This is a genomic window from Thermoanaerobaculia bacterium, assembly GCA_035717485.1.
In the GTDB taxonomy this organism is placed as follows: domain Bacteria; phylum Acidobacteriota; class Thermoanaerobaculia; order UBA5066; family DATFVB01; genus DATFVB01.
This window is the reverse complement of the sequence record DASTIQ010000321.1, coordinates 1-8874: the sequence shown is the minus strand read 5'-3', so window position 1 is coordinate 8874 and position 8874 is coordinate 1. Positions and strand designations below refer to the sequence as shown.

General features: G+C 69.5%; 9 protein-coding genes and 1 tRNA gene. 7 read left to right on the top strand and 3 right to left on the bottom strand.

The features are described 5' to 3' along the window. Positions 1–1159, bottom strand: a 1159-nt coding sequence (locus tag VFS34_16945) for an FtsX-like permease family protein (GenBank protein ID HET9796138.1), incomplete at its 3' end; no start/stop codon positions are given. After that, positions 1156–1818, bottom strand: coding sequence for an ABC transporter ATP-binding protein (locus VFS34_16940; protein HET9796137.1), 663 nt, complete (start codon positions 1816–1818; stop codon positions 1156–1158). The genes VFS34_16940 and VFS34_16945, both read right to left, overlap by 4 nt. Before the next feature lie 49 nt (positions 1819–1867). On the opposite strand from VFS34_16940, the gene VFS34_16935 reads away from it, so the two are divergent. The 5 genes from VFS34_16935 to VFS34_16915 all read left to right on the top strand — a co-directional run bounded on the left by VFS34_16935 (position 1868) and on the right by VFS34_16915 (position 4977). Then, a complete protein-coding gene (locus VFS34_16935) occupies positions 1868–2428 on the top strand; it encodes a sigma-70 family RNA polymerase sigma factor (protein ID HET9796136.1) in 561 nt (186 codons plus the stop codon). Then, complete coding sequence (locus tag VFS34_16930) at positions 2425–3747, top strand: zf-HC2 domain-containing protein (protein HET9796135.1); 1323 nt, start codon at positions 2425–2427, stop codon at positions 3745–3747. Before VFS34_16935 ends, VFS34_16930 begins: the two co-directional genes overlap by 4 nt. Before the next feature lie 108 nt (positions 3748–3855). Beyond that, positions 3856–4074, top strand: a complete 219-nt coding sequence (locus VFS34_16925; protein HET9796134.1) for a hypothetical protein — start codon at positions 3856–3858, stop codon at positions 4072–4074. A gap of 110 nt (positions 4075–4184) precedes the next feature. Beyond that, positions 4185–4862, top strand: coding sequence for a hypothetical protein (locus tag VFS34_16920; protein HET9796133.1), 678 nt, complete (start codon positions 4185–4187; stop codon positions 4860–4862). A gap of 38 nt (positions 4863–4900) precedes the next feature. Next, positions 4901–4977, top strand: a tRNA-Ala gene (locus tag VFS34_16915). A 312-nt stretch (positions 4978–5289) separates the two neighbouring features. On the opposite strand, the gene VFS34_16910 is transcribed toward VFS34_16915, so the two are convergent. After that, positions 5290–5514, bottom strand: a complete 225-nt coding sequence (locus VFS34_16910; GenBank protein HET9796132.1) for a hypothetical protein — start codon at positions 5512–5514, stop codon at positions 5290–5292. Between the two features lie 245 nt (positions 5515–5759). Here VFS34_16910 and VFS34_16905 point away from each other — a divergent pair, with 245 nt between their 5' ends. Together VFS34_16905 and VFS34_16900 are read left to right on the top strand one after the other, a co-directional pair. Next, positions 5760–6737: a hypothetical protein gene (locus VFS34_16905; protein HET9796131.1), complete on the top strand. Its 978-nt coding sequence runs from the start codon at positions 5760–5762 to the stop codon at positions 6735–6737. Positions 6738–6951: 214 nt separating this feature from the next. Then, positions 6952–8793, top strand: a complete 1842-nt coding sequence (locus VFS34_16900; GenBank protein HET9796130.1) for a PQQ-dependent dehydrogenase, methanol/ethanol family — start codon at positions 6952–6954, stop codon at positions 8791–8793. Positions 8794–8874: the final 81 nt, after the last annotated feature.

The window sequence follows — 8874 nt, the reverse complement described above, 5'->3', positions numbered from 1 at the left end:
TCGCCGCCGGAGCGATTCCCGCCGCTTCCCGCGCCGGGACGATCGCCGCGGCGACCGACGAGACGAGCCCGACCGCCGCCGCCGTCGCGAACGGCTCGATCGAGCCCGACAGGGAGAGAGTCGCCGTCGCCCGGTACACGTTGACGACGGTCGCGGTGACCGCGGGCAGGAGGGCCCGAGAGAGCGCCCAGCCCAGGGCGAGACCCGCCGCCGTGCCGATGCCGCCGAGAACCGCGCCCTCGGCGAGGAAACAGGCGAAGATCATCTTCCGGGAGGCGCCGAGGGCGCGCGCCGCGCCGATTTCGGGCCACCGCCGGAGCACCGACATCGAGAGCGTGTTGTAGATCAGGAAGGCGCCGACGAGGAGCGCGATCGAGCCCAGCGCCGCGAGGTTGAAACGGTAGGCGCGGAGCATCTTGTCGGCCGCATCGGCGCGCGCCGCCGGGCGCCCCACCGAGACGCCGGGGGGAAGCGACGCGGCGATCCGCCGGGCGATCGCATCCGCGCGGACCTCTTCCGGGAAGACCACGTCGAGGCGGTCGACGCGCCCGTCCATCCCGAAGATCTTCTGCGCGTGGCGAAGGCCGGTCACGAGGACCTGTCCGCCCGATGCCCGCGCGGGTCCGAGCGGCTCGAGGATCCCGGCGATCCGGACGACCTGCCGCCGGCCGTGCGCGAGGAGAGGAAGAGCGCTTCCGACGGCGAGGCGATGGCGCCGCGCGAACGCGTCGGGCGCGAGGACGGCAACGGCGGTGAAGAGCGCCCGAAGATTCCCCCCGGCATCGGGGGAGACGAGCCGGTACCGGCGGACGGGCTCCTCCGCGGTGACGTCGATGCCGAGCACCTCCACCGGTTCGTCGCTTCCGTCGCCGCAGACCGCGAACCGGTCGACGACCGGCGCGAAGGCGCCCGTTTCCCAGATCCAGCGGAGCGTCGCGGCAGCGCTTTCCGGCACGCCATCGACCCCCTCGACCGTCAGTCGCGAGGCGCCGGAGATCGCTTCGACGCCGCTTCGAAAGGAATCGGTGACGCTCCGGTTCCCCCGATGGATCGCGCAGACCGCTCCGACGCCGATCGCCACGCCGGCGATCGAGAGCAGAACGCGCAACGGGTGCGTTCTCGCCGGCCGGAGAACGAGCCCCGCGAAGAGGAGCTTCACGCGATCCGGCCGTCGCGGAGAGCGACGACGCGGCCGGCGCGTCCGGCCGCCTCGGACGAGTGCGTCGCCATCAGCACGGTGACTCCCTCTTCCGCCTGCAGCTCCGCCAGGAGACCGAGCACCGCGCCGCCGGAGACGGAGTCGAGGTTGCCGGTCGGCTCGTCGGCGAGGAGGAGTTCCGGGCCCGCGGAGAGAGCGCGGGCGAGGGCGACTCGCTGCATCTGCCCGCCCGACAGCTCGTACGGAAAGGCGTTCTCCTTATCGGCGAGACCGACGCGGGCCAGCAGCGCCCGGGCCCGGTCCTCCGCGCCGGGACGGGAGTCGAGCGCGAGCGGCAGCTCCACGTTCTCCCGGACGGACAAGGCCGGAATCAGGTTGAAGAACTGGAAGACCGTTCCGACCTCCCGCCGCCGGAAGAGCGTCAGCGCCTCTTCCGGGAGGGACGTCAGATCGCGCGTCCCGACGAGAATGCGCCCTCCGGAGGCGACGTCGATGCCCCCCGCGAGGTGGAGCAGCGTCGACTTTCCGCATCCCGACGGGCCGGTGATCGCGACGAACTCGCCCGCGCGCACCTCGAGCGACACCCGGTCGAGCGCGGGCGTCTCACCGGCGCCCGGGTAGCTCTTCGAGACCGCATCGAAAACGACGGAAACCCCCATGGCCGCAGCATACCGGACGGCGCCCGGCCGACTTATAATGCGACGCAACATGTCCATTCCGGCATCCGCCGCGGCGGGCGCATTCCCCGACGAGGTCGATCGGGGCGGTGTTTCGTCCGACGAACAGGTCCTGCGCGCCGTCCTTCCGGACGCGCGAAAGATCGCGGAGCGCGCGTTCAAGATTCCGGCGCAGGACGTCGACGACGTGCTCCAGCAGGCGGCGGTCGACTTCCTCGTTCACGCGCGCCGCGGTGCGCTCGCGACGGCGGGCCTCATGATCGTGATCACCCGGAGACGATGCCTCGATTTCTGGAGGTCGCGGTACCGGAGCCGGCGGGAGGTCGCCATCGACGAGCTGAGGGACGACGAGTCCCCGTGCGTCGAGGATCGGGATCTGCCGGGAGCCGAAGCCGCCGCGGACGGGGCGAGGCTCGCCCGCACCTGGCCGTCGCTCTCCGACAACTGCCGGCACGTCCTCGCGCGGCGGTTCTGGCAGAACCAGCGGACGGCCGATCTCGCGGAGCGAATGGGATACAAGCGCGAAACGTTGAAGAGGATGATCAGCCGCTGCCTCGGCCGACTGCGCCGCAGCCTGGGAGTCGCCGCATGAACGCCACCCCGCGTCCGCATTACGAAGAGATCGACTGGCTCGACTTCGTCCAGGGAGAGATCGATCCCGGCGCGAAGGCGGAGCTGGAGGCGCATCTGTCGGGCTGCGCGCACTGCCGCACGGTCGTCCAATCGATGGAGCGGCTTTCGCGCGCGATCCCCGCCGCGATGCATCTCGTGGCCGCGGCGGAGCCGTCCGCCGACCTGGCGGCCGCGGACCGCGTCGCCGATCTCGCCGCGTCCCGCGCCGACCGGACTCTCTCCGGCGTGGACGCCCGGCGCGAAGCGATCCTGTCCGCGTTCGAGGAGGACGGCGGGGGATCCGCGGCGTTCGCGTGGAATTCCGACCTGCTCGAGGAGGCGGCCGCCGTCGCCCGGGAACTCCTGCGCGAGGATCCGGCCTTCGCCGGCCGGATCCTCCGGAGCGCCCTCGCGTTCGCGGAGCGCCTTCCCGGCCCGGACTCCGGGACGGTAGCGGCGCTCCACTCCTCCTTCGCGTACGTCCGTCTGGTCGAGGGAGACGTGACCGGAGCGCTCGAGATCCTCGATTCGGCGCGCGAACCCCTCTCCGAGCTCCCCGTTCCGGAAATCGAGCTCGGTTTCTGGCATGACGTGCGTTCGAGGGCTCTCTACAGCTCGAGCCGCCCCGCCGAGGCGCTCGTCGAGATCCGCGCCGCCCGCGCCCTCTACGAGCTGCTCGAGGACCGCGACCGGATCTTCCGGTGCCGACAGGTCGAGGCCGTCCTCGTCTCCGATCTCGGGAAGCCGGAAGAGGCGGTCGAGCTCTATCGCCGGATCCTGGAGGACACGCGTCTCGGGGACGACCGCGCCTTGCATGCGAGTCTCCTGACGAACTACGGCTACGACCTCGCCCGTTCCGGACAGCTCGACGAAGCGCGGCGCGTGTACGTCCGGGCGTCGGCGCTCCTCAAGAGCACGGGGCAGGAATCGATGCTGTTCCGCGTCCGCACGGGCCTCGCCGACATTGCCGAGCGGGAGAATCGCCTCGAGGAGGCGTTCGCGATGAGGGTCGCGCTGCGCGCCGACTATCGGGCGCTCTCGATCCCGTGGGAGGAGATCCAGCACGAGCTGAACATCGCGGAGCTCCTCCTGAAGCTCGGCCGCGGTGTCGAGGCGGCGGAGATCTGCCGGGGGCTCCTGCCGCGCATCGAGGCGCTCGGCTTCCAGCGGGAGGCGGGCCAGGCGGTCGCGTACCTCGCCGAGGCGGAAAAGGAAGTCGATCTCGCCCGCGTCGGCCGCGTCCGCGATTTCCTTCGCCGGCTCGAAGCCGGCGAGGACCTGCGCTGGTCGGCCGCCTAGCCCCGGACCCTTTCACCGCTCGGCCGCATCGTCGCGGCGACTCCCCGACGGGAGGCCGCGTGTCCCCTTTTGTGCCTCCCGACGATGGGAGAGAACGAAGGAGGACCCATGATCAAGCTTCGGATCGTCGTTTTTCTCCTCGCGGCCTCTCTGGCCGCGCCTGTCGGCGCGCGACCGTTGGCGGTGGCCCATCGGGGCACGACGTGGATTCGGGTGTGGCAGGGTTTCCTCGGGTTCTTCCACGGTTTCCGCCTCTTCGACGCGACCGACGCATCCGGGCACATTCTTCCGCCGCCGACGTGCACCACGTTCTCGTCGATTCAGTAAGGCACTCGCCGGCAGCGATTTAGGTCTCCGGTCCCCCTCGGCTCCCGAGGCCGGCCACGGGACGCGCGGCGCCCCCAGCGGAGGAGTGTCCCCATCGGCGGAGCTCCGCGATGAAGAAAGAGATGAGGCTTCCCGAACCGCTCTATCGCGCGGTGAAGCCGCTGTTCGCTTCCCACGAGCGGTGGCATGCCGCGCGCCTGCCGGGAAGCTCCTCCCTCCGCGGTCCCGGGACCGATTTTCCCGGGCTGCGCGCGCTCGACGAGCCCGGGAGCGGCGAACAGTTTCTCGCGTACCACCGCCAAATGCTCCGCCGGTTCCTCGAAGTCGCGGCGGGGGAGACGAGGTCCGGGTTCGCGCTCGACCGGTGGGAACATTTTCCCGCCTGGCTCGCCGACATCTTCGCGTGGTCCCATCCGGGGTTCCTTCCCGGCGCGCTGCTTCGGGCGTCCGAGATCGTCCGATCGGGCAGCGTCGACGATCTCGGAAACTTCCTCGAGTCGACCCTGGTGAGCGGTGATCCCTACCGCGGGCTCCACAACATCGCTCACGCGAAGATCGCGCTCTACGAGGAGCACCGCTTCGGCGCCGCGCATCCGGCGCTCCGGGACGCGCGAATGGATTCTCCGGCGAGCTCCCCGCACAACGAGCACTTCTGGAGCCTGCATGCCTGGATCGACGCGCTGTATTCGGAGCGGCTCGCCCGAACGGGGGAGACGACCGAAGACGATCCCGCGCGGTCGGAGGTCATGTCGCGGCGGCCGGCCCGCGGGCCGGCCGCCGAAGGTTGAAGGCCTTTCCCGTCCGTGCTATCTTTGCGGCCCTTCGTGGGGCTGTAGCTCAGTTTGGGAGAGCGCCTGAATCGCACTCAGGAGGTCGACGGTTCGATCCCGTTCAGCTCCACCATCCGCCTTTGCCCTGCCGAATGCTTCGCGTTTGACGACGCTACGGTGTGATCGAGAGCGAGGGATCGAACCCTGATTCAGCTCGATCCATCGCCTCTTGGGAGCGAAGCGACGAGAGGCGATCCCGTTCAGCTCCACCAATCACGTCGGCCGCGCGCCACGCTCCCTTGGAACCGCGCGGCCTCCCGCATCGCGGACCTCCTCCGCTCGGTTACTTCGCGGAGACTTTCCGCGATGTGTCCTTCGCGGCTCCGGTAGAACCTCGACCGCTCCGGGGCCCCGGATCGTCGGTCGCGTCCGTCGAGGCGAGCGACTAGCTCGGAGTCTCGCGCCAGTGCGCGCGTGGCGGCGGCAGCGGCGCGGCTTCCGTCTTCTCTTCGGCCCACCCTTCCGCTCGCGGATGCGTGTCGTCGAGCGGATCGTAGAGAAACTCGCAGTAGGCGCAGCGCAGCGCCGGCGGCTCCGCCTCCGGTGCGACCGGCAGGATGTTGTGCGTTTCGCAGTTCGGACAATTCCAGCGAATGAACTTGTGGGTCATCTCTTCGCCGCTCCTTTCGACACCCCGTTCCCGGCTTCTCGAGATCGTCGGAGTCGCAAATATCCGGCCAGCGCCAAGTCCCTCAGCGAAGAACACTTGCCGGAGAACGGGCGACCTCGGGTGTCACCGCGCCGACGCCGCCACTGACAAATTTCGACGGCGATCGACCGTTCGATCGGCCGTGCGCTTCTCGTGCGCGACTCGGAAGCCGGGCGGCCGGAACGGGCGTTGCATGAGCGCCGGACGTGAAGAGCTCGCGCGCCGCGGTCCTCGTCCGCTCGACGGCGGTGCTGCTGGCGGCCGCGGCGCCGGTCGCCCGCGCGGAGACGCTCTTCGTGACGGGAGAGCGCGCGGGCACCGTCTTCAAGATCGACGCCGCGACCGGCCGGATCCTCGGTTCCTCGAAAGTCGGCGCGCGGACCCGCGGGATCTCCCTGTCGGCCGATGGACGGCGGGTGTTCGTCGCCGTGAGCCACTTTCGCGAGCAGCCGTCGGATGTCCCCGACGCGGTCGTCGCTCTCGACGCCGCGAACCTCCGCGTCGAGCGGCGGTATGGCGCGGGCACGGATCCGGAAGGACTCGCGCTCCTGCCGGACGGCCGCGAGGTCGCGGTGTCCAACGAGGACGCCGGGACCGCTTCGATCGTCGACCTGGCGAAAGGAACGGCGAAATCGCTCGTGACCGGAACCGAGCCGGAGGGCGTCCGGGCGAGCGCGGACGGGCGATGGGTGTACGTCACCGCCGAGACGAGCAACACCGTCACGGTGATCGACGCGCGGCAGAAACGGGTCGTGAACAATCTCTTCGTCAGCGCGCGGCCGCGCGCGGTGCTGTTTTCTCCCGACGACCGCCGCGCCTGGGTCACCTCGGAGATCGGCGGAGCGATCGATGCGATCGACGTCGCGGGTCAGCGCGTGCTCGGCCGGCTGAAACTCCCGCCCCGGGACCACCCCGTCGGCCTCGTTTTCCGCGACGGGCTGCTCTGGATCGCGACCGGACGAGGCGACTCGGTCGCGATCGTCCAGGCCGACCCGCTACGCCTGGTCGGCGAAGTGACGGTCGGCTCGCGGCCCTGGTGGCTGGCGCTCTCCCGGGACGGCCGGACGCTTTACGTCGCCAACAGCCTGTCCGACACGATCTCCGTCATCGACACCGCGTCGCGGAAGGTCGTGCGCGAAATCCCGGCTCCGGGCGGACCCTGGGGCATCGCGGTCGACGGATGAGTTCGCCGCGGTCGCCGGTTCGTGGTTCTGCGGAGCACCTCGCCGGTGAATCGTTTGACCTCAAAGGAGTTGACGAACGTCGCGAGGGAACGATTCTTGCTACCGCGAACGGCGAGGCGGGGATCGGCAAGCGTCCGGAAAGCGCGGGGAACCGTCTCCGCGCGGAGGGCTCCGAGCCGACGGAAGGATCGACTCGACGACGGGAGGAAAGGGGATGACTCGCTCGATCGGCCGCATCGTCGTGGTGGCGGCGGCGCTCTCGCCGGGGCTCGCCGGCGCCGCTCCGAAGCCCGCGGCCCGGCCCCGAACCGCGGCGCCGTCCGCGATCCCCGGAATGCTTCCGGGAATCCGGCTTCTGGGGCCGGTTCCGAACGGGGACTGGACGCTTCCCGCCGGAGATCTCGCCAACACCCGTTTCTCACCTCTGGCGCAGATCACCGCGCAGAACGTCAAGAACCTGAAGGTGTTCACGACGCTCTCGACGGGGATCCCGCACGGCCACGAGGGGCAGCCCCTCGTCGTCAACGACACGATGTACGTGGTCACGCCGTTTCCGAACAACCTCATCGCGGTCGACCTCACGAAGCCGGGCGGAGGGCTCAAGTGGATCTACGAGCCGAATCCCGATCCGAAGTCGGTCGGGATCGCGTGCTGCGACACGGTCAACCGCGGCGCCTCGTTCGCCGACGGGAAGGTGATCTTCAACACCCTCGACGACCACACCGTCGCCGTCGACGCGGAGACGGGGAAGGAGGTCTGGAAAACCGAGGTCGGCAACATCAACATCGGCGAGACCGTCACGATGGCGCCCCTCGTCGTCAAGGACAAGGTGATCGTCGGCGACAGCGGCGCCGAGCTCGGCGTGCGCGGCGACATCATGGCGCTCGACGTGAGGACCGGGAAGATCGTCTGGCGCGCGTACAACACCGGACCGGACAAGGACGTGCTGATCGGGGGAGATTTCAAGCCGTTCTACAGGAAGGATCAGGGCACGGACCTGGGCGTCAAGACGTGGACGCCGGACCAGTGGAAGCTGGGCGGCGCGACGGTGTGGGGATGGATCTCCTACGACGCGGAGACGAACCTCATCTTCTACGGGAGCGCCAATCCCGGCGTCTGGAATCCGGATCTCCGCCCCGGAGACAACAAGTGGTCCTGCTCGATCATCGCGCGCGATGCCGACACCGGGCATGCCCGCTGGGCCTACCAGGTCGTCGCGCACGATGCCTGGGACTACGACGAGATCATGGAAAACATCCTCGTCGACATGCCGTTCGGCGGCCGGACGAGGAAGCTCCTCATCCATCCGGGGCGCACCGGGTTCGTCTTCGTTCTCGACCGCGTGACCGGCGAGGTCCTTTCCGCGGAGAGCTACGAGCCGACGAACTGGGCGAAGGGCTACGACCTGAAAACGGGGATGCCGATCGAGGACCCCGCCAAGCGCAGCCACGAGGGGACCGTGACGCGCGACATCTGCCCGTCGTCGACCGGGGCCAAGGACGTCATCCCCTCCGCGTTCTCTCCCCGAACGGGACTCCTCTACATTCCCGCGCACAACACCTGCATGGATTACGAAGGCGTGCAGGCGAACTACATCGCGGGGACGCCCTATCTCGGCGCGAACGTGAAGATGTATCCGGGACCCGGCGGCTACCAGGGCGAGCTCGTCGCCTGGGACGTCGCGCGCGCGAAGAAGGCGTGGAGCGTCAAGGAGCCGAAGTTCCCCGTCTACAGCGGCGTCCTCGCGACCGGCGGCGACGTCGTCTTCTACGGGACGATGGACGGCTGGTTCAAGGCGGTCGATGCGCGCAACGGCACCGAGCTCTGGAAGTTCAAGGTCGGATCGGGGATCGTCGGCAATCCGATCACCTATCTCGGGCCGGACGGCAAGCAGTACGTCGCTGTCTATTCGGGGATCGGGGGATGGATGGGAGCGGTCGCTTTCCCCGATCTCTCGACCGACGATCCCGAGGCCGCTCTCGGAGTCGTCGGCGCGATGAAGGACATCAAGAACTACACCGGGCCGGGAGACATCGTCTATGTGTTCGGCTTCTAGGCTCGCGCGGATTCTCCTTCTGGCGGCGGCGGGCGCGGTCGCGGCGGCGCCGGCGGCCGGCGCCGATCCGCCCCGCGCTCC

Excerpts from the sequence above, each read along its gene's own strand:
- VFS34_16940 (HET9796137.1), bottom strand. The coding sequence starts at position 1,818 with ATGGGGGTTTCCGTCGTTTTCGATGCGGTCTCGAAGAGCTACCCGGGC.
- VFS34_16935 (HET9796136.1), top strand. The coding sequence starts at position 1,868 with ATGTCCATTCCGGCATCCGCCGCGGCGGGCGCATTCCCCGACGAGGTC.
- VFS34_16910 (HET9796132.1), bottom strand. The coding sequence starts at position 5,514 with ATGACCCACAAGTTCATTCGCTGGAATTGTCCGAACTGCGAAACGCAC.
- VFS34_16920 (HET9796133.1), top strand. The coding sequence starts at position 4,185 with ATGAAGAAAGAGATGAGGCTTCCCGAACCGCTCTATCGCGCGGTGAAG.
- VFS34_16930 (HET9796135.1), top strand. The coding sequence starts at position 2,425 with ATGAACGCCACCCCGCGTCCGCATTACGAAGAGATCGACTGGCTCGAC.
- VFS34_16900 (HET9796130.1), top strand. The coding sequence starts at position 6,952 with ATGACTCGCTCGATCGGCCGCATCGTCGTGGTGGCGGCGGCGCTCTCG.
- VFS34_16925 (HET9796134.1), top strand. The coding sequence starts at position 3,856 with ATGATCAAGCTTCGGATCGTCGTTTTTCTCCTCGCGGCCTCTCTGGCC.